Below are 26,333 nucleotides of genomic sequence, written 5' to 3'. Positions count from 1 at the left end.
GGCGGGGCGGGGACCGGGACCGGCGGGGCGGACGTGCACCGAGCCTCCTGTCCGGACGGTCGGCCGTGTCGGACGCGCGCCGGTAGGATCGGTGACCATGGTCGAACTGGACTTCACCGAGCAGCTCTCCGCACTCCGAGAGACCTTCGGCAACATCCGCTCGGTGGTCGACGTCGACCGCCTGGAGCGTGACATCGCCGATCTCAGCGAGCAGGCGGGGGCACAGGACCTCTGGGACGACGTCGAGCACGCGCAGCAGGTGACGAGTGCGCTCTCGCACCGGCAGTCGGAGCTCAAGAAGATCACCGACACCGAGCGGCGCATCGACGACCTCGAGGTGCTCGTCGAGATGGCGAACGAGGCCGACGACCAGGAGTCCGCCGACGAGGCCGCCGCCGAGCTCAAGGCGATCACCAAGACCATGGGCGACCTCGAGGTGCAGACGCTCCTCGACGGCGAGTACGACGACCGTCCCGCCGTCATCACGATCCGCGCCGGGGCCGGAGGCGTCGACGCGGCCGACTTCGCCGAGATGCTCATGCGCATGTACCTGCGGTACGCCGAGCAGCACGGCTACAAGACCACCGTGATGGACACGTCCTACGCCGAAGAAGCCGGCATCAAGTCCGCCACGTTCGAGGTGGACGCCCCGCACGCCTTCGGCACGCTGTCGGTCGAAGCCGGCACGCACCGCCTGGTGCGGATGTCGCCGTTCGGTGCCGCCGGCAAGCGCCAGACGTCCTTCGCCGCCGTCGAGGTCATCCCGCTCATGCCGGAGACCGCCGTCATCGACATCCCGGAGAACGACATCCGCGTGGACGTCTTCCGCTCGTCGGGTCCTGGTGGGCAGTCGGTCAACACGACCGACTCCGCGGTGCGCCTGACGCACATCCCGACCGGCACCGTGGTCTCGATGCAGAACGAGAAGTCGCAGATCCAGAACCGTGCTGCGGCCATGCGCGTCCTGCAGTCGCGCCTGCTCCTCCTGAAGAAGGAAGAGGAGAACGCGAAGAAGAAGGAGCTCGCCGGCAACATCACGGCGAGCTGGGGCGACCAGATCCGCTCCTACGTCCTGGCGCCGTACCAGATGGTCAAGGACCTCCGCAGCGAGCACGAGGTGAACAACCCCTCAGCGGTGTTCGACGGCGACCTGGACGGGTTCATCAACGCCGGCATCCGCTGGCGGAAGCAATCCGTGGAGTCCTGAGCGCCAGCGTGCCGCGCGCCTGGCTTGTTTTCCAAGCGGGGCGACCTACCCTGATCCGGTCATGATCAAATTCGACCAGGTCACCAAGGTGTACTCGGGCAACCCGAGTCCAGCGCTCGACAACATCACCCTTGAGATCCTCAAGGGCGAGTTCGTCTTCCTCGTCGGCGCGTCCGGCTCCGGGAAGTCCAGCTTCCTGCGCCTCGTGCTCAAGGAGGAGAAGCCGTCCCGCGGGCAGATCCACGTGCTCGGCCAACGCCTCGGCGCCCTGTCCTCGCGGAAGGTGCCGTACTTCCGACGGAACCTCGGCGTGGTCTTCCAGGACTTCCGACTCCTGCCGAACAAGACCGTCTTCGACAACGTCGCGTTCTCACTGCAGGTCATCGGCAAGAGCAAGGGCTTCATCAGCGAGGCCGTCACCGACGTGCTCAAGCTCGTCGGGCTGAACGGCAAGGCGACCCGCATGCCGCACGAGCTCTCCGGTGGTGAGCAGCAGCGTGTGGCCATCGCCCGCGCCGTCGTGAACAAGCCGTCGGTGCTCCTCGCCGACGAGCCGACCGGCAACCTCGACCCGACGACCTCGGCGGGCATCATGGCGCTCCTCGAACGCATCAACCAGGGAGGCACCACCGTGCTCATGGCGACGCACGACGCCAGCATCGTGAACCAGATGCAGCGCCGGGTGATCGAGCTCTCCGGCGGCACCGTCCTCCGTGACGAGCAGTCCGGCGGGTACCAGACCCAGGCGCTCCCGACCATCCAGCAGTCCGGCGTCTCGAACACCACCGGCATCCAGACCATCCCGGGGCTCATCCGATGAGGCTCGGGCTCGTCATGTCCGAGGTCGGTTCCGGCCTCCGACGGAACGCCTCGATGGTCGTCTCGGTCGTCCTGGTCACCTTCATCTCGCTGACCTTCGTCGGCACCGCGATCCTGCTCCAGATGCAGATCAACCAGATGAAGGGGTACTGGTACGACCGCGCCCAGGTCGCCGTGTACCTCTGCACGGACACCGACACGACCGGCAACTGCACCGGCGCCAAGGCGACCGACGACCAGCGGAAGCAGGTGGAGGAGCAGCTCAAGGGCTCGACGCTCGCGCCGTACATCGAGAAGACGTACTACGAGGACCAGCAGCAGGCGTACGACCGCTTCAAGCAGCAGTTCAAGGACTCGCCCGCCACGGAGTTCGTCAAGCCCGAGTACCTCAACGAGACGTACTGGGTGAACCTGAAGAACCCGTCGCAGGCCGACGTCCTGCAGGAGAGCCTGTCGAAGGTCGCCGGCGTGCAGAGCGTGGTCGACCAGCGCGGCTACCTGCAACCGATCTTCAACCTGTTGAACGCGTCCTCGTACACGGCGATCGGCATCGCGGCGCTCATGCTCATCGCGGCCGTGCTGCTGATCGCGACGACGATCCGGTTGTCGGCGTTCAGTCGACGGCGAGAGCTCGGCATCATGCGACTCGTGGGCGCGTCGAACCGGTTCATCCAGACACCCTTCGTGCTCGAGGGGGTGATCGCGGCAGCCATCGGAGCGGTCCTGGCCGGTGGTGCGATCACCGCGGTGGTCTGGTTCTTCGTCCGCAACTACCTGACGAAGCGGTTCTCCGGCACCGCGTTCATCGGGATGAGCGACGCGGCGGTCGTCGTGCCGGCGGTGATCGTCATCGGGGTGGTTCTGGCGGCGGTCTCGGCATCGATCGCGATCCGCCGGTACCTCAAGGTCTAGCCGAGCGCTGCGGAGCAGTGCGGACGGGCGGCGCGCCGGGAAGGTGCGCCGCCCGTCCGGTGTTCGCTATTCTGTAGGGCTGCACATCGGCAGCGACCGTTCGAGAGGAGACGCGCATGGCGAAGGAACGCGGCGAGAAGATCGTGGCGACCAACCGTCGCGCGCGCCACGACTACCTGATCGAGGACACGTACGAAGCGGGAATGGTGCTCTCGGGCACCGAGGTGAAGTCGCTCCGCGAAGGGCGTGCGTCGCTCGTGGACGGGTACGCGTTCGTCGACGGGGGAGAAGCGTGGCTCGACGCCGTGCACATCCCCGAGTACACCGAGGGGACGTGGAACAACCACGCTCCACGGCGCAAGCGGAAGCTGCTGCTCCACAAGCAGGAGATCGTGAAGATCTCGCACAAGACCCAGCAGGGCGGCTACACGCTCGTCCCGCTGCAGATCTACTTCCACGACGGTCGTGCCAAGGTCGAGATCGCGGTCGCGAAGGGCAAGCGCGAGTTCGACAAGCGCCAGGCCCTGCGCGAGAAGACGGACAAGCGTGAGGCCGAACGGGCCATGCGCAGCCGGAACCGCCTCGGAGAGTAGCGGCGAGAGCCGTTCCTCGGTAGACTGAGCAGCTGCCTGCGAGAGCGGGCATTCAGAACTCCACAGTGTGACAGCGGCTCGCTGTTCGGCCCCCATGGGGATGATCGGTTTCGACATCGCCTGTGTGCCGACGGGAAGCGGGCCGAGGACCCACGGTTATCTCGCTAACGATCCGTGGAAAACAACAAGTGCCAATTCCAAGCGCACTGACTTCGCTCTCGCTGCGTAAGCAGCCCAGCACATGAAGTCCGTCGGCCAGGTGATCGTCTCCTAACCTGAGTTCCGGCGTCATCCAGGGGACTTGCTGCACGGTTGCGCCTCAGGGCCGTGCGGGACTTGCACTGAGACTGGGCCCGTCGTCCTAGAAGCCGGTAGCAAAGGACGGGGCCGAGCAGAACGAATCATCCGGATACGCCCGTAGAAGACGTCGAATTGCAGCGATGGACGGGGGTTCGATTCCCCCCATCTCCACCAACGCCGAAGCGACGCAGTCGCTGTCACACCGTGGTCACTCTTCCGGTTCACCCGGCAGGACTACGCTCCGCACCAGGCGCAGGAACACGCCAGCGCCGGTGAGTGGAAGGTCCCGTCGTGCAGGAGATCGCGATCCGTGTCCGGCTGCGAGAGCAGGAACGAGTCGGCCTGGCCGAGTACGAGCGCATCGTGGGGTCCGTCGCGACCGTCGCGGCACTCACGGCCTGGCTGCCCACCCCCGACGCCCGCCTGGTGATCCGCGGCCGCGGTGCCGAGCCGGTCCGCCTCGAGACCGTGTCGTACGGGTCGACGTTCGAGATGCTCGTGGTCCTCGACCAGCGCAGCGCCGCCGTCGAGCGGGCCGCCGCGACCGTGGCTGCCCTCATCGAGTCGGTACGGTACGAGCACGTCGAGGACGACGTCTCCGGTGTCGCCGGCGAGCTCGACCGCCTCGACCGGTCCGCGCCCCGTGGTCGGTCGGTCGCCGAGCGGTCCCTCCGTGCGTTCCTCGAAGGGGCACGCGCCGATGTGCTCGCCCGGAAGAGCACGACGCGCCTCCGAGCGGCGTCCGCGCTCGTCCGGCTCGCCGAGGACGCCGCCGAGATCACCGTCGAGCGGGTCGAGGACGCGTTGGCGTCGGAGCTCACCGAGCAGCCCGTCGACGTCCTCGCCGACACCGGTGCCGCGGTCGTCGTCGAGCCCGTGGACGGCATCGAAGCGCCGGAGGAGCCGTCGACACCGAAGCGGGACGAGCTCGGCGCCGCCGACGAGAAGCAGGCGAAGAAGAAGAAGTCCAAGGACAAGGACAAGGACAAGGACAAGGACAAGGACAAGGCCAAGGACAAGGGCGACAAGAAGCAGTCGAAGAAGAAGTCCAAGGACAAGGACGACAAGAAGACGAAGAAGAAGGCGAAGAAGAAGTAGCCTGAGTGCTTATACAGGGCATTTGTTTCCACCTCGTTAACAAATCGTCCGAGATCGCCACCAAGTGCCAGAGTCGATGACCACGCCCCCTGCAGAGGGGACGTGGTCATCTCGACAGGAGCAACAGTGGCAACATCGACAGCACAGGCGCTGCCCGACTCAGGGCTCAAGCGCAACGTCGGCTTCATCGGCCTCATCTGGGCCTCGACCGGTTCGATCATCGGATCCGGGTGGCTCTTCGGCTCGCAGGAAGCACTGAAGACCGCCGGTCCCGCAGCGATCATCTCGTGGCTCATCGGCGGCGTCGCGATCCTCGTCCTCGCACTCGTGCACGCCGAACTCGGCGGCATGTTCCCGATCGCGGGTGGAACAGCGCGGTTCCCCCACATCGCGTTCGGTGGCGTCGCCGGTGCATCGTTCGGCTGGTTCTCGTGGCTGCAGTCCGTGACCGTCGCCCCGATCGAGGTCGAGGCGATGATCAAGTACGCCCAGCACTGGCAGTTCGCCCACCCGTGGTTGCACACGACCACGATCGACGGCGAGACCCAGCAGCTGCTCACCGGTGCGGGCATCGCGGTCGCGATCGTCCTGATGGCCGTCGTCACCGTGATCAACATGCTGAGCGTCCGGATCCTCGCGAACACGAACTCCGCTGCGACCTGGTGGAAGGTCGCCATCCCCCTGCTCGTCATCATCGTGCTGGCGTTCAGCGGCTTCCACGGCTCGAACTTCACCGCGGCCAACGGGTTCATGCCAGAGGGTGCGAAGGGTATCCTCGCGGCGGTGTCGACGTCGGGCATCATCTTCGCGTTCCTCGGCTTCGAGCAGGCGGACCAGCTCGCGGGCGAGGCGAAGAACCCGAAGCGCGACATCCCGCGCGCCGTCATCGGTTCGGTGCTCATCGGGCTCGTGATCTACCTGCTCCTGCAGATCGTGTTCCTCGGCGTGCTGCGCTCCGACGCGATCCAGGGCTCGTGGGCGACCGCGGACTTCACGAAGTACACCGGTCCGTTCGCGGACATCGCGATGGCGGCTGGCATCACCTGGCTGGCCGTGGTCATCTTCATCGACGCGATCATCTCGCCGGCCGGTACGGGGCTCATCTACGTCACGGCCACATCTCGCATCTCCTACGGGCTCAGCCGCAACGGCTACTTCCCGAAGGCGTTCGAGTGGACGACGAAGCAGGGCGTTCCGTGGGTCGGCCTCATCGTGGCGTTCGTCGTCGGGTGTGCGTGCTTCGCGCCGTTCCCGTCGTGGCAGGGCCTCGTCAGCCTCATCACGAGCGCGTCCGTCCTGATGTACGCGGGGGCGCCGCTCGCGCTCGGCGCGTTCCGCAAGCGCATCCCGGAGATCGAGCGGCCGTACCGGATGCCGGCGGCGACGGTCCTGTCGCCGATCGCGTTCATCGTCGCGAACCTCATCATCCTCTGGACCGGGTGGGACACCGATTGGAAGCTCGGCGTCGCGATCCTCATCGGTGCCGTGGTGATCATCCTGAACAACGTGTTCCGCGGGGCGTCGAGTGTCCGGCCGCGCTGGGACTGGAAGGCGGCGCAGTGGCTGCTGCCGTACCTGATCGGGATGGGGCTCATCGTGTTCCTCAGCGACTTCGGCCCGCTGACGCACCCGGTGTTCCCGCTGTGGATCGACATCGTCGTGGTCGCGGTGTTCTCGCTGGTGATCTACTACTGGGCGATCAACTCGGCGTCGCCGCGTGAGGAGATCCTCCGGACCGCCGAGGACGTCCGCGACACCGAGGAGTCGTCCGTGGTCGAACCCGTCCACCACTGACGACGGTTCCGGCGGTCGTCAGGCGACCAGCAGACGGACAGGAGGCTCGTGGCGGCGCCGCCACGAGCCTCCCGTCCGTTGCGTGACGCGACTAGAAGTCGAACAGGTTCGCGCGGATCCCGCCGGCTCCGTACTCCCGCCGGAGCAGCCCGCGCTGCCGGAGGACCGGCACCAGGTCACCGAACATCCGGTACACCTGCGCCGGGTGCAGGTCGCCGGAGAAGATGATGCCGTCGTTGTCCGCGTCGGACCCGAGCTCCTCGATGAAGTCCGCGAACTCGTCAGCGGTACCGACGAAACCGGCGCGCTCCGAGACCCGACCCTTCCTGGCCTTCCGGGTCAGGAGCTCGCGGAGCGGAGCGTCGGGGGTGTCACCGAGCAGCCCGCGGATCGTCCCCGCGGAGACGTGATCCCCGAAGGTGCCCTCGGGGATCGGCGCGTCCAGGTCGAGCGCGAGCAGGTCCGTCTCGGAGTCGCTCGACCACGCGATCGCGGCCGTTCGGAGGTCGTCGTCCGAGGGGTGCCGCGATGCATCGACGATCCGGTCGGCCTCTGCTGCCGAGACCGTGATCTCGGGCTTGAGGACGAACAGGATGCGCAGGTCGGCGGCGGTGCGGCCGGCCTCGAGCGCGGCGGCGATCACCCGGGCGCGGTAGTCCGACACGGCCGATGCGGACAACGGCGCGAGCGCGAGCTGCACGTCGGAGTGCGTCCCGGCGAACCCGAGGCCGCGACCGGAGCCACCGGGGGAGACCACGATCGGGTCGGAGTCGAGCGGCAACGCGTTGAGCGGGCCGTCGGCGGTGAAGTACGCGCCCTCGTGGTGGAACGCGTCGAGTTCGGCCCCGTCGGCGAAGTGCCAGTCCGGGCGCGATCCGACGTACCCGTCCGACCCCCACGAGCGCCAGAACCGGCGGAGCAGGGTGATCCACTCCTCGGCCCGGTCGTACGCCTGGTCGTGGGGGAGCGGTGGGAGTCCCGCGTGCCGGGCGCTGCCGACGTCCGTGACGACGTTGATCCCCAGGCGCTCCGAGGACAGGTGCGCGAGCGTGGCGAACTGCCGGGCCGCGAGGTACGGCGGCGTGATCCCGGCGTTCACCGTCGGCGCGATGCCGATGTGGCTCGTCGCGGCGAAGAGGTACGGCGCGAGCAGCAGCGGGTCGTGCTTCGGGCCGCCGTAGGCCTGGCGGATGCGGAGGTCGAGCGTCGACGGGTTCCCGAGCGAGATCGCGTCCTCCGCGATCACCAGGTCCATCCCCGCCTGCTCGAGGGCCCGGACGGACTGCTGGTACAGGTCGGGCTTCGTCCAGTCGTGGCCCCAGTCCCAGTCGGACCGGCCCCATGCCTGCGGGCCGAACCCGCGCGAGAAGAAGTACCCGAAGTGTTGCAGGTCCGCCATCTAGAGCTCCTCGGCGATCACGTGCCGCCCTGGGACCGAGTGTTCCAGGGAGGCGAGTTCTGTGTCGGAGCCGCGCCGAGCCTCCGAACCGCCCCGCAGGGCGGCGAAGCCGCGCTCCAGGTCGCGGATCAGGTCGGCGACGTCCTCGATGCCGATCGACAGCCGGATCAGTCCGTCGTCGATGCCCTGCTCCGCACGTTCCTCCGGTGTCCGCCCGGCGTGCGTCGTCGTGGCCGGGTGCAGGACGAGCGAGCGGACGTCGCCCAGGTGGGTCATCCGGCTGAACAGCTGCACCGCGTCGATGAAGGTGCGCGCGGCCGGCTCGCCGCCGGCGAGCGTGAACGCGAACACCGACCCGGCTCCGCGGGGCAGGTACCGCTCCGCCAGGTCGTGGAACGGACTGGAGGCAAGGCCCGCGTGGTCGACCCTCGTCACCTCCGCCTGCTGGTCCAGCCATTCCGCGACGGCCAGCGCGTTCGCGCTGTGCCGCTCCACCCGCAGGCTCAGGGTCTCGATGCCCTGGCGGAGCAGGAACGCGTTGAACGGCGACGGCGTCGGGCCGATGCGGGAGCTGATGACGTCGCGTGCGAAGACGACGTACGCGCGGTTGCCGTACTTCTCCACGTAGCTCTGACCGCCGAGCGCGCGCTCGGGGGTCGTCAGGTGCGTCCAGCGTTCCGGCGAGGCGGACCAGTCGAACGTGCCGCCGTCGACGACCACGCCGCCGAGGCCGGAGCCGTGGCCGCTGAGGAACTTCGAGGCCGAGTGGATGACGATGTCGGCACCGAAGTCGATCGGTCGGACCAGGTACGGCGTCGCGAGGGTGTTGTCGACGATGAGCGGGACGCCCGCCCGGTGCGCGGTGTCCGCGACGCCCGTGATGTCGAGGACGTCGTTCTTCGGGTTGGGGATCGTCTCCGCGAAGAACGCCTTGGTGTTCGGGCGGACCGCCGCCGCCCACGCGTCCAGGTCGCGTGCATCGGCGACGAAGTCGACCTCGATGCCGAGCCGGCCGAGGTTCTGCAGCAGCAGGCCGCGCGTGCCCTCGTAGATGCTCCGGGCGCTGACGACGTGGTCGCCGGCCTGCAGCAGTCCGAGGAACGCCACCGTCGCCGCCGCCTGGCCGCTCGACACCAGGATCGACTCCGCGCCGCGCTCGAGCAACGCGATCCGCCGCTCGACGTCGGCGTTCGTCGGGTTGCCGAGTCGGGTGTACGTGTACCCGTCGTCGGTGCCGGCGAAGCGGTCACGGGCCTGCTCGAAGTCGTCGAAGAGGAAGCCGGACGACATGTGGATCGCGGGAACCCTCGCACCGTGTGCGGCGTCGGGGACGAACCCGCCGTGCACTTGCTCGGTCGCGAATCCGTGGTCGTCGTTCGACATGTGGTACCTCCGTGTGCGTTGTCACGTACTCTCGCAGGCTTCGCTTCGCGGATACTCCATTGCGGCGCTCCGTTACATCCGCTGTGGCAGCATGAGGGCGTGGCGAACGACGACGTGGACCTGGTCATCCGAGACGTGCGGCCGTGGGGAGGTGCGTCGTCGGACATCGTGATCAGTCGGTCGCGCATCGAGTCCGTGGTCCCGGGTAGGACGGCCGAGGCGGAGGGCGCGCGCGTCATCGAGGGCCGTGGCGTGCTCGCGCTGCCCGGCCTGGTGAACACCCACGCGCACGCGGACAAGAGCTGGTGGGGCCACCCGTGGGAGTCGTTCGGCGGGGAGCCGACGACCGAGGGGCGGATCGCGCACGAGCGCGCACGCCGTGACGACCTCGGTATCCCGAGCGTCGGCATCGCGAAGCGGGTGTTGCAGGAGTACCTCCGCACAGGGACGACGCGGGTCCGGACGCACGTGGACGTCGACCTCGGCCTGGGACTGCGCGGCATCGACGCCGTGCGGGAGGCAGCGGCCGAACTCGACGGGGCGATGGAACTGTCGATCGTCGCGTTCCCGCAGGACGGCGTGCTGCGTCGACCCGGCGTGCTCGACCTGCTGCGCCAGGCCGCGGCGAACGGCGTGGAGCACATCGGGGGCCTCGACCCGTCGCTCATCGACCGCGACCCGGTCGGGCAGCTCGACGGACTGTTCGACATCGCCGCCGAGCACGGGTGCGGGATCGACATCCACCTGCACGAGCCGGCGGACCTCGGTGCGTTCTCGTTCGACCTGGTGCTCGACCGGGTGGAGCGGCTCGGCATCGCCCGGGGGAAGGTCAACATCGCGCACGGCTTCGCGATCGTGGACCTCGAGCCGGTCCGGCGGCGCGACCTGCTCGCTCGGATGGCATGGCTCGGGGTGACGATGACGACCGTCGCACCCGTTCGGATGCGGCAGCTGCCCCTGCACGAGTTCGACGACGCTGGGGTGCGGTTCGGCCTCGGGACGGACGGCATCCGTGACCTGTGGAGCCCCTACGGCGACGGCGACCTGCTCGGCATCGCGTGGCAGTACGCGCGCGGCGGCGGGTACTCGCGTGACGAGGACATCACGCGGGTGGTGGAGCTCGCCACGCGGGACGGCGCCCCGTTCGTCACCGACGAGGAGCACGACCTGGTGGCGGGTGCCCGCGCGGACGTCGTGCTCGTCGACGCAGAGAACCCGATGGACGTGCTCGTCCGTCGCGTGCCGCGGTCGCTCGTCGTCGCCGGTGGCAGGGTGTTCGACCCCGCCGACCTGGCGCGACACCCCTGGGAGTGAGGGCAGGTCTGCTCCGCGTCAGTGGACCTCGTCCCTGACCGTCGACAGGACGGCGTCGAGGCGGCGGGCGAAGCCGTCGGGGAGTGATCCGGGAAGGGCGTCGACCGGGAACCATCGGACGTCGTCGCTCTCGTCGCTGACCGTCGTGTCGGTGTCACGGCTGACGGTCGCGACGAAGCCGACGTCCCAGTGCGCGGCGCACGAGAAGCCGCCGTGCAGGTCGTGCCGGTCGAGGTCGATGATGCGCGTGGCAGCGAGATCGAGCGCGGCGATGCCGGACTCCTCTCGGGCTTCGCGGCGGGCGGCGTCGGCGAGCGAGGTGTCGCCCGGTTCGAGGTGCCCGCCGAACTGCACCCAGAAGGCACCCTTGCGGTGGAGGCAGAGCAGCACGTGCGTCAGGTCGGGCGAGAACACGAAGCAGGACGCCGTGAGGTGCTCGGGGCCTCCCGCTCGCCACAGCGCTGCGTCCCCCTGCTCCCTGACGAACGCGAGGTACCGGTCACGGAGGGTGCTCGCGGGCACTTCGGCGAGAGCGCGGGCGACGTCGGCTGCGTGCATGGAGTCCATCGTGGCAGGCGTGCGCGGGTGGTTGCGCTCGCAACGGACGACAACGCCGTTGTCGTACGACAGCGAGCGTGTCGTTCCGAGTCGGCAGCGCGGGGCGGGCGGGCGGGGCGGGGCAGCGCTATACGAGCGCGCGGACGCCGGTGACGATCGTGTCCCAGACCTCGAGCAAGGGCCCCCGCGCGAGCCAGACGGCGACACCGTTGACGAACACGAACAGCACGAACCACACCCCGGCCGGCAGGCGCATCTCGGCCGCCGCGATGTGGAAGTCGGTCTGCACGCGGGCGCCGGTGAGGAGCCAGCGGGCGACCTGCACGACCGAGCGCAGACCGTCCACCACGAACAGTGAACCGACGGCCGCGACGACCAGCACGGTGAGCTCGGACGGGCGGAGGGCGACCCACAGCGCCAGGACATCGAAGCCGATCACCACGAGCAGCCCGAACCAGTTCCGGACGAACACGAGCGCGATGAGCCCGATCACCCCGAGCACGACGACCGGGAGCCACCGCGACCCGTGCAGCACCCCGGTCAGCAACAGCGCACCGGCCCAGAGCGGCGCGCTGTACCCGGCGTAGAGGTTGAGGATCCGCACCAGCCAGCGCACGGCGCCGGGGACACCGCCGAGCTGCACCCAGGCCTCGCCGGACCCGTCCGGGCGGAGGTCGATCCGACGGATGCGTCCGCCGAACGGGACGACCACGATGCAGTGCCCGACCTCGTGCGCGATCGTCGCGGCGATCCGTGCCACCCGCCCGACGACGGGGACGAACGGGAGCACGGCGCCGACGAGGATCGCCACGAAGACGAGGGACGCGGAGGAAGCGGTGGACATCAGCCGCCACTGTGGCAGAGCAGCCTAGGAGGGCACCGAGGGCAGCAGCACGATCACGACGACCGTGGCGAGCACGGCGATCGCGGTGAGGACGAGGAGGAACACCGTGAGGCGGTTCATGGGCTTCGGCACGCCTACTCGACCGTCACCGACTTCGCGAGGTTCCGCGGCTTGTCGACGTCGCAGCCGAGCTGCAGCGCGAGTTCGCGGGCGAGCATCTGGAGTGGCACGACGGCCTCGAGCGGACCCCACGGTCCGGTCGGGCCGAGCGCGGGGATGTCCGATCCCGGGCCGCCGATCGTGATGACGAAGCCGCCGCGCGCGCGGACCTCGGCGATCGCGGCCTGCAGCCGGTGCTCCCCGTGGTCGATGACGACGACGGGTGTGCTGTCGTCGACGAGGGCGAGCGGCCCGTGCTTCAGCTCACCGGCCGGGTACGCCTCCGCCCACCGGTAGCTGAGCTCCTTGAGCTTCAGGGCGCCCTCCGCCGCGTAGGGCAGGCCGACGCCGCGGCCGAGGAACAGGAACCCGGTGGCGTCCTTCACGCTCGAGACCAGCAGCGGGATCCGGTCGGCGGCGACCTGTCCGGCTCGCTCGATGCGCGCCGGGAGCTCGCGGAGACCCGCGACGTGGGCTGTCGCCTGTGTCGGGTCGATGCGCCCGGACGCGACCAGCGCGGAGATCATCGCCGCGACCCCGACCACCACCTGGGCGGTGAACGTCTTCGTCGCCGCGACGCCGATCTCGGGGCCGGCGTGGCAGTCGAGCACCGCGTCGGCCCGGCGCGCCAGGGACGAGTGGACGTTGTTGGTCAGGGCGAGGACCGGGTACCGGTCATCGAAGCGGTCGAGCGCGCGGAGGACGTCGGCGGTCTCGCCGGACTGGCTGATGGCGACGACGAGCGTCCCCGGTCCGAGGACCGCCTGGTCCGCCTCGCTCGCGACGACGATGTCGGTGGGCACCCCGCCGATGCCGCGGAGCGCGGTCGCGATGACCTGTCCGGCGTTCAGGGAGGTGCCGCAGGCGACGATCGCGAGGCGGTGGAACCCGGGGAGCCCGAGGCCGACCCACATGCTCCCGTCGGCCGCGCGTCCGGCGATCCGGTCGACGATCGAGGCCACGACCGCCGGCTGCTCCTCGATCTCCTTCGCCATGTGGTCCGGGTGGTCGCCGAGGTCGAGCGCCGCGGCTGCGAACGGCGACGGCGTCGGGAACGGCACCGGCACCGAGATCCCGGCGGAGGACCAGTTCCAGGACTCGCCGAGCTCGACGACGTCGCCGTCGCGGAGCGCCACGAAGGTCTCGCACCACTCGGCGATCGCACCGATGTCGCTCGCGACGAAGTCGCCACGGGACGCTCGGGCCACCACGAGCGGGGATCGTTCCGCCGCGACGACCATGCGGTTCGTGCGGGAGTCGAGCACGACGATCGCCCACGAGCCCTCGAGCTGTGCCGTCGCGATCTGGACGGCGAGCATCAGGTCGGCGTCCACGGCGAGCGCACGCTCGACGAGGTGCGTGATGACCTCCGAGTCGACGTCCGACGCGAAGACGTGTCCCTGCGCCTCGAGCATCGCGCGGAGGCGCTCGGCGTTCTCGACGATGCCGTTGTGCACGACGCTGATCCGGCCGGAGCAGTCCGTGTGCGGGTGGGCGTTCCGTTCGGACACGCCGCCGTGGGTCGCCCAGCGGGTGTGTCCGATGCCGGTGCCGGTGAGGGCATCACCCGATCGGGCAGCGACGAGCGTTCGGAGGTCGCCCACCCGGGACACCGACCGGATGGTCTCGGTGCCACCGGTGGCGGTGCGGACAGCGATGCCCGCGGAGTCGTACCCGCGGTACTCGAGCCGTCCCAGGCCGTCGAGGAGGTAGGGGGTCGCGTCGTCGGTGACGCGGGCCGCGATGATGCCGCACATCGGATGTCCCTTCGGGTGGGAGGACGGTGGGGGAGCGGTGCAGGAGCGGGGCGGCACCGACCGCCGCGTTCGGGTCTGCCACGCGATCGGGGCCGCCGGCCCGGACCGCCGCCCGTCCTCGGATCAGGCGAGGACGGACGACGGCGTACCGGGGCCGACGGTTCGGGTACCGATCGGGGTACCGTGGGCTGGCCTCCCGAGGGAGGCGCGGCGGTCGGTGCATGGACAGCATCACCGGCGGCGGGGCCGGTGGACAACGCTCCGCGACGCTTGTTGCGGTTCTTCGCGCGGACCGTGCGAATCCGCGCGGTCGCGTGCGGTGTCACGCAATGCCGATTGAACCGACCTCGCAGGCTCGGTCGGCGCTGGCGCCGCGCGCCGCTGGCGCGTCGCAACATGCGGAGCGCGCGCTGGAGGCCCGGTGCCAGCTGGCACCGGGCCTCCAGTGTGTGGATGCGGTGGTTCAGATCACGTGAGCAGCGCGACCAGGTGGGACCGGGACCGCGCCCCGACCTTCCGGTAGATCTGCGTCAGCCGCAGCTCCACCGTCCGCTGCGACATGTACAGCGACGAGGCGATCTCGCGGTTGCGGTACCCCTCCGTCACCTTCTGCACGACGGCACGCTCCTCGGCCGTCAGCGACGTGAGCACCGCTGCGGCGTCCGGGGCGCTCCGCGGCGTGCCGGGTGTCACCGGTGTCGACGCGGAGAGGAGTGCGCCGGAACGCACCCCGCCGGAGAACGGACCTGATCCGATCGCGTTGCCGCCGAGCGACGGCATGGCGACCGTCGACGCCGGCGTGGCGAGCGGCCGGCGGAGTCCCGCCGCCTCGTACGCCGCGGCGGCTGCCGCACCGAGTCGTGCGCGGTCACCAGGTGCGCCGATCGCGGCGAGCGCCGCCAACGTCCTGGCCCGCTCGAACTGCGAGTCGGCCGGCTGGAAGATCTCCAGCGCCCGACGCCGCGAGGTGTCGCGGGTGGTGTCGTCCGCGATGAGCGCGAGGCTCCTCGCGAGGACCAGCGCACCCCACCTGGACGGTCGGGCGTGGTGGTCGGCGGCGAGACGCGCCGTGATGGTGCGCGCGTCGTCGGTTCGTCCGAGCCGCACGTACACCTCGACCAGGTCGCCCAGGTGCCGGAGCACCGCGGGGTTCCTGAGGCTGCGACCGATGGCGTCGGCCGCCTCGAGGGCGGACGCGGCCTCCTCGAGTCGCCCGTCGAGCAGCAGCACGCGGCCGCGGAGCGCGTACAGCTTCGCCGTCGCTCCCCAGAGCCGGTTGGTGGAGCGCTGCCGCAGGCAGTGGTCGACGACGTCGAGCGCGTCGGCGGAGCGGCCCTCCGCGAAGTGCCGCCAGGCGACGGCGATCGCCCTGGACGGTTCGCGGAGGCGTTCGATGACGGCCGAGCCGGCTTCCCACACGTCGATCGCGCGGAGCGCCTGCCGGAAGTTGCCGGAGCGCACCTCGTTCTCGGCGGACAGGTACCGCGCCGCCTCGAGCCACACCGGTGCGGTGGCGGTCGTCCTGGCGAGGACCAGGGCGAACACCCGCCGGGCGCTGCGGTAGCGCTCGGCGAGGCTCAGGGCGTGTGCGAGGAGGAGCAACGCCGGGTCGGACATGACGAGCAGCCGCTGCGCGGCCAGTCCCTCGTGCAGTTCGGTGTCCGGCGGCAGGGTGCCGTCGACCGCCGCCACGAGCTCGCGCGCCGTGCCGAGGATCTCCGCGGTGTGCGCGGAGGCACGGTCCTCGAAGGGCTCGGCTCGGTGCAGGAGGTCGCGCGCCTGGTCGATCTCCCACGCCTCGGCGCGGAAGCAGGCGACCATGGCGAGCAGCCCGGAGAGCGCGTCCGCGTCGCTGTCGTCGGCCGTGTCGACGGGCACCGAGAGCTCGTCGGCGTGCACGGCGTCACCGCTGAGGTACTGCACCGAGTACTGCAGACGGAGACGCCTGACCTCGTCGCGGAGTTCCCGGAACGGCCGGATCGCCGCCAGGTACCTCGCCGCGAAGCCGAGGAGGCGGTGCGCGAGGAGTGCTTCGGCCACGCCCAGCAGAGCGGCGTGTTCGGCCTCGGACGCGGTGCCGATGTGCAGGGCGCGCTCGGTGAGGGCGACCGCCGCGTGGGCGTCGCCGTCCACCGCGTACGACCGTGCGGCGGCGAGCAGGGCGATGGCGTCGGGGACGTCGTCGACGAAGCTCGCGTGCCAGGCGGCCGAACGGTCGTCGTGCGCCGCTGCGCTCGTCGCCAGTGCGGTGTGCGCCTCGCGGCGGTCCCGTGCGGGCATGCTCCAGTACAGCGCGGAGCGGACGAGCGGGTCACGGACGGCGATCGACGGCCCGCGGACGGTGGCGAGACCGGCGCCCACGAGGTCGTCGATCGCGTCCCGGTCCCATGCGGCGACGCGCGCCGTCGGGACGAGGGCCAGTCGTGCGAGGACGTCCAGATCGCGTCCCGCAGCGGCTTCGAGGACGAGCGCCGCAGCAGCGGAGGTCGTCGGTGTCGGCCGCAGCGGCAGCACGAGCGGTTCGGTGCCGACGAGCTGTTCACGTCGGAGCGCACCGATCTGCTCGCGGAGCGCGCCAGGGTTGCCGCCGGTCTCGTCGGCGAGGACGGCGAGGACACCGTCGTTCGCCTCCTCCGGCGCCATGTCACGGGCGAGCACGAGCGCCTCGTCCGGCTGCAGCGGCTGGAGCCGGAGCATCGGGAGGGCCGCGAGCGGACCGTTCGACGGCACTCGACGGACCGTCGCCACGAGGCGCATGGCGGTGCCGGCGAGTCGCCCGGCCAGGAACGCGATGAGCTCCTGGCTCTCGGCGTCCATCCGGTCGAGGTCGTCGATGAGCACGAGCGTCGGCGGGAGCGTCAGCGCGTGCACGGCGTCGAGGAAGTCGTGCGCTGCGGCGAGGCCCTCGTCGACGTTGCGGACCAGCCGCGCGATGTGCGCCGAGGCCCTCGGGTCGTCGAGTGCGGTGAAGAGGGACGTCACTCCGGACATGGGCCAACGGGCTTCAGAGCCGTTGACACCGAGCCGGACGACGGGGATGGAGACGCGGTTCGAGACCGCGTCGAGGACGCTGGTGCGTCCGGAGCCAGGGTCGCCGACCACGACCATCGCGGACTCCCGAGGGAGTACAGCGAGGGCCGCGATCCGGTCGACCTCAGAACGTCGACCGGTGAGTTCCATGGGGACTCACCGGCCTCCGGGTCCGGAGGCGAGCGTGGAGACGGGTCGGAGTGCGCCCGGGCGTGCTGCGCCCAGGGTCACTGCGGAGATCCGGGCGGTGGTGCGGCGGGTGACCGCACGAGTGCTCGGACGCGAGGCGGCAATCAGATGCGCGCCGGACTGATCGTGGTTGGAATGCGGTCGAGTGAGGGTGCACTCGATCCTGCTCGGGAACGATGATGTCATCGTCTGTATCACCCCTCGGGTTAGGGTCTTCGACGAACACGACCGGTCCGGATCTGCTTCGGGACTAGGGATCCCGAGACGCCACCTGACCTGTCGTCTTCGGCAAAGATAACCCAGCGGTCACGGCCGTAGTCCGGTCAGCGCAACGAAATGTGAATCATGGTCACCCCAAAATGGGGGGTCCTGCCCCGACTCCGGGGGTCGTGCTCCGTACCCTGTGGTATGCGATCGGGGTACGGCCTGCATCGGTTCCGCCCGGTGGGTCGTGGAGTTCCGGGACTGGCTCGTCACCGAGCTCGTCGTCCCGGGGTACGGGTGCCCGTCACGTGTCAGGACGACACTCGAACGGGGGTGATCGGATCGCTTACCGGCGGATGACCTCGACGACGGCGTCGTGGACCAGGCCGTTCGTCGCGAGGGCGCTGCCGTGCCAGGGGCCCGGATCGCCGTCGAGCGAGGTGATGCGGCCGCCGGCCTCTTCGACGATGGGGACCAGCGCGGCGATGTCCCACGGCTTGAGGTCCGGCTCGCCGGCGACGTCGAGGACGCCCTCGGCCACCATCATGTACGACCACATGTCCCCGTACGCACGGGTGCGCCAGACCTTGCGCGACAGGTCGATCAGCGCCTGCAGACGGTCGTCGTCGTCCCACTGCTGGATGCTGTTGTAGCTGAGGCTCGCATCGCCGAGTTCGGTGACTCCTGACACGTGCAGCTCGCCCTCCAGCGAGTGCGCACCGAGCCCCTGCGCGGCCCACCACCGCTTGCCGAGCGCCGGGGCGCTGACCACGCCGAGGACCGGGCGGCCGTCCACCGCGAGCGAGATGAGCGTCGCCCAGACCGGGACGCCGCGGAGGTAGTTCGCGGTGCCGTCGATCGGGTCGACCACCCACTGACGGTGTCCTTCGCTCATTGCCTCGGCGCCGGAGTCCGCTGTCGTCTCCTCGCCGAGGAACGAGTCGTCCGGTCGTTCGGCCGCGATCCGCTCCCGCAGGGCCCGCTCGACGGCCTGGTCGGCATCGGTGACGTGCGTGCTGTCGGCCTTCTTCGACACGTGGAGATCGGCCGCTCGGAACCGCTCGAGGCTGATCGCGTCGGCGGTGTCGGCGAGGGAACGGGCGAAGTCCAGGTCGGCGCTGAGGTCCACGGGATCGAGCGTAGCGGGGGTCAAGCCGCGACGACCTCTTCCTCCTCGAGGCGGGACACCTCGCGCTCGCGGGCGATGCGGGTGCGGCGGGCGACGAGGCCGTGCACGACGACGCAGAGGAGCACGGCACCGACCAGCCACAGTGTCAGCACGAGGGAACTCCGACCGAGCGAGGCGCCGGGGAAGTACTGCAGGTCCTGTGCGGCCTGGAGCCATGCGGCGCCGGACCAGAAGGAGTTGAGCGCCGCGAAGAACCCGGGCTGGAACGCCGGCTGGAAGATCCCGCCGGACGACGTGAAGTTCAGCATCACGAAGAGCATCGTCAGCACCGGGGTGGTCCAGCGTCCGAGGATCGGGTGCAGGCCGATCCCGAGCCCGATGATGATCGCGTCGTACATCCACGCGAACAAGAAGATCTGCCACTGGTGCGTGGTGATGACACCGTAGATCGGCCCGGCGATCACGATCCCGATGCCCGCGACGACCCCGGCGGTGGCGAGCCCGATGACGGCGGTCCACACCGTGCGGAGCTTCGTGGCGAACGCTGCGACCGCGATCGCCGATGCGTAGCCGCCCACGCTCAGTGCGACGAGCAGGAAGAAGAGGCCCTGACCGGTGCTGTCCTGGTCGCCCGAGGGGACGACGTCGACGACGTGGAACGGCAGGTGTTGCTCGTACGCGATCGGCATGAAGATCTTCTGCGCCGCGGTGGCCGTGGTCTCGCTGGCCGCCGTGGAGACGTAGAGCGATGCGTCGGTCGTCGTCGGGGCGAAGACCGCGGCGAGCTCGCGATCCCGGACCTGCTGCTTCGCCGAGGCGTCGGTGGCGACGACGTGTGCAACGAGGGCGCCGTCGGACTGGTCCGTCACGGACTGCGCGAACACCTGTGCGGTCGCTCCCTGGCCGACGATGCCGACGGGGAGGTCCTTCGGTGCGGGGGCGTGGAAGGCGCCGAGGTACGCCAGGCCCATGCCTGCGGCGAGGAACAGCGGCACGAGGATGTGCGTCGCGAAGGTCAGGAGCGTCGTGCCGAGGGCGGCCGGACGGAGGACGTTGGGTGCACGATGCGGAGACCGGGGAGCGGCGTGGCCCCGGTATGCGGACGCGGCGTCGTCGGCGCGGTCGAATGAGGCGGGAGCGTCGACGCGGGTCGGCGCAAAGTTGTACTTTGCAACTTCAGACACGAGTGGCAACTGTACAACTTCGTTGCCCGCTTGTCGAGCGGTCACGACGCCCCGGCCGTGCCTCGCCGACCGGTCTCGTTCCGTCGGGTGACGGCTTCGGGGACGACGGTTCGCGACCGCTCGGCGGACGTGAGCGGGGTGTCGTGACCAGTCGGGGACGAGAAAGACAGGGCAAGGAAGACGAAGGGGCGGGACGGGGCGGGACGAGCGAGTGGAGCAGGAGTCCTGCTAGTCCGTACCGGGGTCGGCGGCGCCCATGCCGGTCAGCAGCGCGCGGAAGGAGTCCAGCCGCTCGATGCCCGTCGGGCCGAGCTCTCCGGCGTTCACCCGGTCGACGATCTCCCAGTCGTGCGCCTGGTCGAGCGGGATGCCGGTGTCCTCCAGCCCGGACTCGGACGGGGCGACGGGGATCGCGTGCGAGGCGAACGCCCGGAACACGTTCGCGGGGTCGACGTGCCCGAGCCCGAACGACCGGACGCCAGGCGTGTCGATGATCCACCCGCCGTCCTCGACCCGGAGCGCGATCGACGACGACGACGTGTGGCGCCCCCGCCCGGTCACGGCGTTCACGACACCGGTCGCCCGCGTGGACCCGGTCAGGGCGTTCACGAGCGTGGACTTCCCGACGCCGGAGTGCCCGACGGTCACGGTCACCTCGCCGTCGAGGAGTTCGTGCAGGGCCTCGAGCGGGAAGTCGTCCTGGCGGCTCGTGACGATCCGGATGTCCAGGCACGCGAAGTGCGCGAGGAACGGAGCCGGATCGGCGAGGTCGGTCTTCGTGATGCAGAGGATGGGGTCGAGCCCGGCGTCGAACGCGGCGACGAGGTACCGGTCGATGAGCCGGGTCCGGGGCTCGGGGTCGGCGGCCGCGACGACGATGAGCATCTGCGTCGCGTTCGCCACGACCACGCGCTCGACCTCGTCGCTGTCGTCGGCACTCCGGCGGAGGAGCGTGGTGCGCTCGGCGACCCGGACGATCCTGGCCAGTGAACCCTCGGCACCGGAGACGTCACCGGTCAGGAACACCGTGTCGCCGGTGACGACGGACTTCTTGCCGAGCTCACGAGCCTTCGTGGCGGTGATGAGTTCGCCGTCGACCAGCACGCCGAACCGACCGCGGTCGACGTTCGTCACCCAGCCCTTCGGTGCGTCGTCGTACGTCGGGCGGGTCTTCGTGCGGGGCCGGTTGCCCTTCGGGTTCGGGCGGACTCGGACGCTCGACTCGTCGTACTGGCCGTACGGCTCGTCCTCGTCCGCGTCACCGTCGACGTCGTCCCACCAGCTCATCGCGTCACACCCCCGGAGACGAAGCCGTCGCCACGAGCGCCGCCCACAGCGACGGGAACTGCGGCAGCGTCTTCGCGGTCGATCCGATGTCGTCCACCGCGACGCCCTCCGTCACGAGTCCGATCACCGCGCCGGCCGTCGCCATCCGGTGGTCCTCGTACGCGGCCCACGCCGCGCCGTGGAGCCGGGCCGGCTCGATCCGCAGGCCGTCGTCGAGTTCGTGCACCGAGCCTCCCGTCCGGTTCACGTCGGAGGCGAGCGCGGCGAGCCGGTCGGTCTCGTGTCCGCGCAGGTGGCCGATGCCGGTGATGGTCGTCGGGCCGTCCGCGAGCGCCGCGAGCGCGACGAGCGCGGGTGCCAGTTCGCCTCCGCGGGTCAGGTCCAGGTCCAGACCCGGGAGGGAGGCTCCGCCCAGCACCCCGACGCCGCCGTCGAACACCAGGTCGTCACCGTCTCGGGCCACGGTTGCGCCCCACAGGGGCAGGAGCGTCTCGAGATCGGCGCCGACCTGCGTCGTCTCCGTCGGCCACGTCCGGATCCGGACCGTCCCGCCTGCGACGAGTGCGGCGACCGCGAAGGGCGCCGCGTTCGAGAGGTCCGGTTCGATGGTCACGTCCCGCGCCGCGATCGGTCCCGGGTGCACGATCCACTCGCCGACGGCGGGCTCGTCCACCCGGACGCCGCGCGCTCGGAGCACCGCGACGGTCATCTCGATGTGGGGGAGGCTCGGGAGCCGCTCGCCCTCGTGCTTCAGGTGCAGCCCCTCGTCGAACCGCGGCGCGGAGAGGAGCAGCCCCGACACGAACTGGGACGAGGCACTCGCGTCGATGGTGAGCGTGCCGCCCCGGACCGATCCGGTGCCGGTGAACGTGAAGGGCATCGCGCCGTCGCCGTCGTCGGTGACGTCCACGCCGAGGTCGACGAGCGCGCTGATGATCGCGTGCATCGGGCGCTTGCGTGCGTAGGGGTCGCCGTCGATCGTGACCTGCCCGGTGGCGAGGGCGGCGAGCGGGGGCAGGAAGCGCATCACGGTGCCGGCGAGGCCGCAGTCGATGCGGACGCCACCGGTCATCGGGGCCGGCGTGATCCGGAGGTCCGGGCCGTACGGGTTCGGCGCGCCGTCGGGTTCGACCTCCTCGATGCCGACGCCGAGCTGCCGGAGACCCGCGACCATCAGGGCGGAGTCGCGCGAGTGCAGGGGGAGGTGGATGGTGGACGGCCCGTCGGCGAGTGCGGCGAGGATCAGCTCGCGGTTCGTCAACGACTTCGAGCCTGGCAGTGCGACGTCGCCGTGGAGCGGGCCAGCCGCCACGGGGGCGATCCAGGGCGCGGTCTCGCGCCCGCTGCCCGCTGCGGTCTCGCGCCCGCTGCCTGTGGCGGTCTGGGAATGCGTCGTCTCTGCCATCGGTTCACAAGACTACTGAAACGATCGGGAGGACCCTTGGCGACAGCACTCGCACCCGCGCGGCAGCACCTGCCCGCCGCGGCCACCGCGCTCGCTCTGGAGCAGCAGCCACCCGCCGCGGTCACCGCGCTCGCTCTAGACTGGCCCGCGATGACGACCGACGAGCCACAGGCAGCACCGCACGACCTGGTCGACGAGACCGAGGCGCAGCTCGACGCTGTGCAGGCAGAGGCGGACGTCGTCGACGCGACCACCGCCTCGGACGCCGAGCTCCGCACCCTGTTCGAGGACCAGGCGCTGCCCTTCATGGACCAGCTCTACGGTGCCGCGATGCGCATGACGCGCAATCCCGCCGACGCGTCCGACCTGGTGCAGGAGACCTTCGTCAAGGCGTTCGCCGCGTTCCGGCAGTTCAAGCAGGGCACGAACCTCAAGGCCTGGCTGTACCGGATCCTCACGAACACGTTCATCAACACGTACCGCAAGAACCAGCGGAACCCGTACCAGGGCACGATCGACGAGCTCGAGGACTGGCAGCTCGGCGGCGCGGAGAGCGTCACGCAGTCGATCTCCGCCCGGTCCGCCGAGGCCGACGCCATCGACCACCTGCCGTCCTCCGCAGTGAAGGACGCGCTGCAGGCCATCCCCGAGGACTTCCGGATGGCCGTCTACTTCGCCGATGTCGAAGGGTTCTCCTACCAGGAGATCGCCGACATCATGAAGACCCCAGTGGGGACGGTCATGAGCCGCCTCCACCGTGGTCGCCGGCTCCTCCGTGGGCTCCTGGCGGACCACGCACGTGAGACCGGCATCGTCCCGGACGCAGCGTCGACGGCGACGATGCGCGGGCGGGGCCGGAAGGTTGCTGCGACCACCGGTCGCGACGGACGGAAGGAAGCGCGATGAGCGGCTGCGACTGCTCGAAGGCCAAGGCGGAGCTCGAGGAGTTCCTGCACGACGAGCTCTGCCGCGAGGACGCGGCGGACATCCGCGAGCACATGGACGGCTGCGAGGACTGCACCACCGAGCACCGCGTCAACGTCGTGCTCATGGAGACGGTCCGTCGTGCCTGCAAGGAGTCCGCTCCTGAGCAGCTCCGGAGCGAGATCCTCGCGCGCATCCGGGTGGAGCAGGCGACGCACTGACCTCGGGACGGTCACCGGCCGGCTGCGAAGCGAGCCGTGATCTGCGCAGGACTGAGGATGCCGTGGTGGACGCGTACCGAGTCGATCGCGCCGACGAACGTCGGGTCGGTCGGCGGGTTGGGCCACGTCGATTCGATCCTCCCGTGGCCTGCCCGCCAGTACCCGTTGTAGGACACGGCGGTCAGCACGTCTGTCCGTGACGCCGCGAGGACGCCGTCGACGTGGAGTTCGAGCCGGCCCGCGGTGAACTGCCCCACCGCGTGGTGCCAGGTGCCGTCGTCGATCCGCCCCGGGCTCTGCACGACCTTCGCCACGGACGTGTCCCACACGCCGAACACCAGGCGCCCGTCTGCGCCGACGTAGAAGTTGCGGTCGTACGCGCCCGTGGTCCCCGTCGGTGTCCCGGTGAACCCGAACAGCCTGCCATGGGGGCGGTCGGTCCGGAACCACAGCTCGGCAGCGAACGTCGGCGGCGCTGCCCTCGAACTCGTCGTGTGGACGACGGCGGACTGGGGCGAGCCGTCGGAGAACGTGACGAAGGGGTTCTCGGTGCACGAGCCGTTCGTGCGTGCAGCACCGGCACCCAGGAGTCCGTCGCGGCCGTTGCCGGAGGAGTCCAGCGCCGTCGAGCCGCCGCGTTCCGCGAAGTCCCACGCCAGGGCGGCACCCGCGACACCGCGGTGGAAGCACGGGAACGAGTCCGTCGTGCCGAGTGCGGCATCAGTCGTGGTCGACCCGCTGAACCCGGCGCCGGCCGTGGTCGCGGCGATCGCGACGAGTGCCACGGTCGCGGCGAGAGGGAGCGCGAGCGACGTCCCTCCAGGCGCGTCGGGGCCGGTTCGCACGACGGTCGTGTGCAGGTCCCAGCGGGGCGTCCCGCAGCGGCGGCAAGGAACTCCGGTCCGGAGGTCACGGTCGACGCGCCCCAGCAGGACGAGCGCGATCACCCCGAGGCCCGTCGTGGCGAGCTGCACCCAGTCGCCGGAGCGGAGCCACACGCTCGGGAGCCCGACGACCGGGAAGCGCAGCACGCCGACGCCGAGGACGGTGTCCGCATCGACCGCGGTCCGGTCCGGCTCCGGGTTGGCGTCCCCGCGGAGTCGCAGGGCGCCGTCGGTCTCGATGCGCTCGAGACGGTGGAGTCGCTGGCGGTCCTCGTGGTCGGGGTCCTCGACCAGGAGCACCTGCCCGACGGAGGCCGTCCCCGGTTCGATCGGCATCGCTGCGACCACGTCTCCGGTCCGGATGGCCGGGGCCATGGAGTCCGAGACGACGGTGGTCACGCGCCAGTCGAGTGCGGCTGGGAGCGCGGCCCAGACAGCGAGCAGGAACACGGTGGCGAGGGTCGTGCGTGCTGCGATCCCGAGGAGCAGGAGGACGAGGTCGCCGGTGCACCGGGTGGTGCGACGAGCGGACGTGTGTGCCATCGGGTGCTCCTCGGGATCGTCGGGTCTGGCCGTCGACTTCGGGTCTGGTCGTCCGCTCCGGGTCAGTCGGTCTGCGCTTCCCAGACGAACGTGGTGCCGACCGCGGAGTCCTGCGCGGTGTTCGGGGTGTCCGCGTCGAGGGCGTACGAGAACCGGTAGGTCGTGGAGGACGTCCCGGTCGCCGGCTTCCAGTCGTCGACGCCGTCGCCGAACGACCCGGCGGTGAGCAGTTCGGCGAGCGTGCCGTCGTGCACGGTCGACGCACCCGTGAAGGTGGTGCAGTCCCCGGCGGTGGCGAGGGCGCCGCGCTCGACCGTCATCTGGAGGTGCTGGCCGATGGCGTCCTCGTCCGACTGGGCTGCGGTGTAGAGCCGGACCTCGGACGGGTTCGACGTGGTCGACGTCACCGTGATGCAGTTCGAGCCGGTGCTGCCGGGAACGAGGTCGTCAACGGTGAAGAGCGCCGCTCCGCTGTCGTCGTCGGTGAGCGACACAGCACCGGTGCGCCAAGAGTTCGCGGCGTTGTCGGTGGTGGCGGAGAAGGCGGCGTACGAAGCGGTGGCGATCACGGCCCCGCTCGCGACGACGGCCAGGGGCAGGGCGATCCACGCGGCGGTGCGGCCGTGACGTGTGGTGAGGTGCATGTCGGCTCCAATGGGTTCGAATGGTGCTTGATATGCCAACATTGTATATGAATATCAAGGGTCGGCACAACCGAGTCGTCACGATGCGCGACCAGTCGATAGGGTCGCGGCATGACCCTCTCCGTCGAGTCGATGACCACCTGGTCCGACGCGGACGTCGCTGACGTCACCGCCCTCGTCCGTCTGCTCGGTCACACCGTCGACGAACCCGCGATGCGATCGCGGCTCGCACGGCTCACCCCGGAAGCCGGCCACCGCACGTGGCTGGTGCGTGACGACGACGGCCGAGCCGTCGCCGTCGCCGGTGCGCAGGTCACGTGGGCGTACGCCTCGGACGAGCCGACGGCGCAGCTGTTGCTGCTGGTGGTCGACCCGACGGCCAGGAGGCTCGGTACGGGTTCCGCGCTCATCGGCACGTTCGAGACGTGGGCGAGCGAGCAGGGCGCGCGTCGCCTCTCCGCGGTGAGCGCCGCGGCGACGGACAGCGCGCACCGGTTCTACCAGAAGCGTGGATACCACGAGGCCGGGGTGCGCTACACGCGGATCGTGTAG

At 70.3% G+C, this 26,333-nt stretch carries 22 protein-coding genes and 1 other RNA gene; 11 read left to right on the top strand and 12 right to left on the bottom strand.

The annotated features are described in order from the left end of the window. Positions 1-97: 97 nt before the first annotated feature. The 7 genes from prfB to ACIPJ2_RS11735 all read left to right on the top strand — a co-directional run bounded on the left by prfB (position 98) and on the right by ACIPJ2_RS11735 (position 6,723). Positions 98-1,207, top strand: coding sequence for a peptide chain release factor 2 (gene prfB / locus ACIPJ2_RS11765; RefSeq protein WP_281264837.1), 1,110 nt, complete (start codon positions 98-100; stop codon positions 1,205-1,207). A gap of 61 nt (positions 1,208-1,268) precedes the next feature. Next, positions 1,269-2,027, top strand: coding sequence for a cell division ATP-binding protein FtsE (gene ftsE, locus ACIPJ2_RS11760; protein ID WP_402728955.1), 759 nt, complete (start codon positions 1,269-1,271; stop codon positions 2,025-2,027). After that, positions 2,024-2,938, top strand: coding sequence for a permease-like cell division protein FtsX (ftsX, locus tag ACIPJ2_RS11755; protein WP_402728954.1), 915 nt, complete (start codon positions 2,024-2,026; stop codon positions 2,936-2,938). The genes ftsE and ftsX overlap by 4 nt, the downstream gene beginning before the upstream one ends. 116 nt (positions 2,939-3,054) lie before the next feature. Beyond that, positions 3,055-3,531, top strand: coding sequence for an SsrA-binding protein SmpB (gene smpB / locus ACIPJ2_RS11750; protein WP_144765472.1), 477 nt, complete (start codon positions 3,055-3,057; stop codon positions 3,529-3,531). Between the two features lie 96 nt (positions 3,532-3,627). Further along, positions 3,628-4,005: a transfer-messenger RNA gene (gene ssrA, locus ACIPJ2_RS11745) on the top strand. 117 nt (positions 4,006-4,122) lie between these two features. Next, positions 4,123-4,929 (top strand): hypothetical protein, encoded by an 807-nt coding sequence (locus ACIPJ2_RS11740; protein WP_402728953.1) that lies wholly within the window; start codon positions 4,123-4,125, stop codon positions 4,927-4,929. Positions 4,930-5,055: 126 nt separating this feature from the next. Further along, the gene (locus ACIPJ2_RS11735) at positions 5,056-6,723 is read left to right on the top strand and encodes an APC family permease (protein ID WP_402728952.1); all 1,668 of its coding nucleotides are present in this window, start codon (positions 5,056-5,058) and stop codon (positions 6,721-6,723) included. A 91-nt stretch (positions 6,724-6,814) separates the two neighbouring features. On the opposite strand, the gene ACIPJ2_RS11730 is transcribed toward ACIPJ2_RS11735, so the two are convergent. Both ACIPJ2_RS11730 and ACIPJ2_RS11725 read right to left on the bottom strand, forming a co-directional pair. Next, positions 6,815-8,122, bottom strand: coding sequence for an LLM class flavin-dependent oxidoreductase (locus ACIPJ2_RS11730; protein WP_402728951.1), 1,308 nt, complete (start codon positions 8,120-8,122; stop codon positions 6,815-6,817). Further along, complete coding sequence (locus ACIPJ2_RS11725) at positions 8,123-9,505, bottom strand: O-acetylhomoserine aminocarboxypropyltransferase/cysteine synthase family protein (protein ID WP_402728950.1); 1,383 nt, start codon at positions 9,503-9,505, stop codon at positions 8,123-8,125. Positions 9,506-9,604: 99 nt separating this feature from the next. On the opposite strand from ACIPJ2_RS11725, the gene ACIPJ2_RS11720 reads away from it, so the two are divergent. After that, a complete protein-coding gene (locus ACIPJ2_RS11720; protein ID WP_402728949.1) occupies positions 9,605-10,819 on the top strand; it encodes an amidohydrolase family protein in 1,215 nt (404 codons plus the stop codon). A gap of 18 nt (positions 10,820-10,837) precedes the next feature. Here ACIPJ2_RS11720 and ACIPJ2_RS11715 read toward each other — a convergent pair whose 3' ends face one another. The 8 genes from ACIPJ2_RS11715 to aroA all read right to left on the bottom strand — a co-directional run bounded on the left by ACIPJ2_RS11715 (position 10,838) and on the right by aroA (position 22,565). Continuing rightward, positions 10,838-11,377: an NUDIX hydrolase gene (locus tag ACIPJ2_RS11715; protein ID WP_402728948.1), complete on the bottom strand. Its 540-nt coding sequence runs from the start codon at positions 11,375-11,377 to the stop codon at positions 10,838-10,840. A gap of 127 nt (positions 11,378-11,504) precedes the next feature. Then, a complete protein-coding gene (locus ACIPJ2_RS11710; protein ID WP_402728947.1) occupies positions 11,505-12,221 on the bottom strand; it encodes a M50 family metallopeptidase in 717 nt (238 codons plus the stop codon). 134 nt (positions 12,222-12,355) lie between these two features. Beyond that, on the bottom strand, positions 12,356-14,137 hold the full coding sequence (glmS, locus tag ACIPJ2_RS11705) for a glutamine--fructose-6-phosphate transaminase (isomerizing) (protein WP_402728946.1): 1,782 nt from the start codon (positions 14,135-14,137) through the stop codon (positions 12,356-12,358). Positions 14,138-14,605: 468 nt separating this feature from the next. Beyond that, positions 14,606-17,317, bottom strand: coding sequence for an AAA family ATPase (locus ACIPJ2_RS11700; protein WP_402728945.1), 2,712 nt, complete (start codon positions 17,315-17,317; stop codon positions 14,606-14,608). A 589-nt stretch (positions 17,318-17,906) separates the two neighbouring features. Further along, positions 17,907-18,689 (bottom strand): inositol monophosphatase family protein, encoded by a 783-nt coding sequence (locus tag ACIPJ2_RS11695; RefSeq protein WP_402728944.1) that lies wholly within the window; start codon positions 18,687-18,689, stop codon positions 17,907-17,909. A gap of 20 nt (positions 18,690-18,709) precedes the next feature. Further along, a complete protein-coding gene (locus tag ACIPJ2_RS11690; protein ID WP_402728943.1) occupies positions 18,710-19,873 on the bottom strand; it encodes a hypothetical protein in 1,164 nt (387 codons plus the stop codon). A gap of 228 nt (positions 19,874-20,101) precedes the next feature. Further along, on the bottom strand, positions 20,102-21,160 hold the full coding sequence (gene rsgA, locus ACIPJ2_RS11685) for a ribosome small subunit-dependent GTPase A (RefSeq protein ID WP_281264823.1): 1,059 nt from the start codon (positions 21,158-21,160) through the stop codon (positions 20,102-20,104). Between the two features lie 4 nt (positions 21,161-21,164). Continuing rightward, positions 21,165-22,565 carry a 3-phosphoshikimate 1-carboxyvinyltransferase gene (gene aroA / locus ACIPJ2_RS11680; protein WP_402728942.1) on the bottom strand — a complete coding sequence of 467 codons (1,401 nt, stop codon included), beginning with the start codon at positions 22,563-22,565 and terminating at the stop codon, positions 21,165-21,167. Positions 22,566-22,601: 36 nt separating this feature from the next. On the opposite strand from aroA, the gene ACIPJ2_RS11675 reads away from it, so the two are divergent. Together ACIPJ2_RS11675 and ACIPJ2_RS11670 are read left to right on the top strand one after the other, a co-directional pair. Beyond that, the gene (locus ACIPJ2_RS11675; protein WP_402728941.1) at positions 22,602-23,471 is read left to right on the top strand and encodes a sigma-70 family RNA polymerase sigma factor; all 870 of its coding nucleotides are present in this window, start codon (positions 22,602-22,604) and stop codon (positions 23,469-23,471) included. Then, complete coding sequence (locus ACIPJ2_RS11670) at positions 23,468-23,710, top strand: zf-HC2 domain-containing protein (RefSeq protein ID WP_281264820.1); 243 nt, start codon at positions 23,468-23,470, stop codon at positions 23,708-23,710. The genes ACIPJ2_RS11675 and ACIPJ2_RS11670 overlap by 4 nt, the downstream gene beginning before the upstream one ends. Before the next feature lie 11 nt (positions 23,711-23,721). On the opposite strand, the gene ACIPJ2_RS11665 is transcribed toward ACIPJ2_RS11670, so the two are convergent. Together ACIPJ2_RS11665 and ACIPJ2_RS11660 are read right to left on the bottom strand one after the other, a co-directional pair. Then, positions 23,722-25,137, bottom strand: a complete 1,416-nt coding sequence (locus ACIPJ2_RS11665; protein ID WP_402728940.1) for a LamG-like jellyroll fold domain-containing protein — start codon at positions 25,135-25,137, stop codon at positions 23,722-23,724. A 62-nt stretch (positions 25,138-25,199) separates the two neighbouring features. Next, entirely contained in the window at positions 25,200-25,781 is a 582-nt protein-coding gene (locus ACIPJ2_RS11660; protein ID WP_402728939.1) for a hypothetical protein, read from the bottom strand. Positions 25,782-25,892: 111 nt separating this feature from the next. Here ACIPJ2_RS11660 and ACIPJ2_RS11655 point away from each other — a divergent pair, with 111 nt between their 5' ends. Then, on the top strand, positions 25,893-26,333 hold the full coding sequence (locus tag ACIPJ2_RS11655) for a GNAT family N-acetyltransferase (protein WP_402728938.1): 441 nt from the start codon (positions 25,893-25,895) through the stop codon (positions 26,331-26,333).

The sequence above is a fragment of the Curtobacterium sp. NPDC090217 genome (genome assembly GCF_044746705.1).
Taxonomy (GTDB): Bacteria; Actinomycetota; Actinomycetes; order Actinomycetales; family Microbacteriaceae; genus Curtobacterium.
The sequence above is the reverse complement of the archived record's forward strand: the minus strand, read 5'-3'. Positions and strand labels throughout refer to the sequence as shown.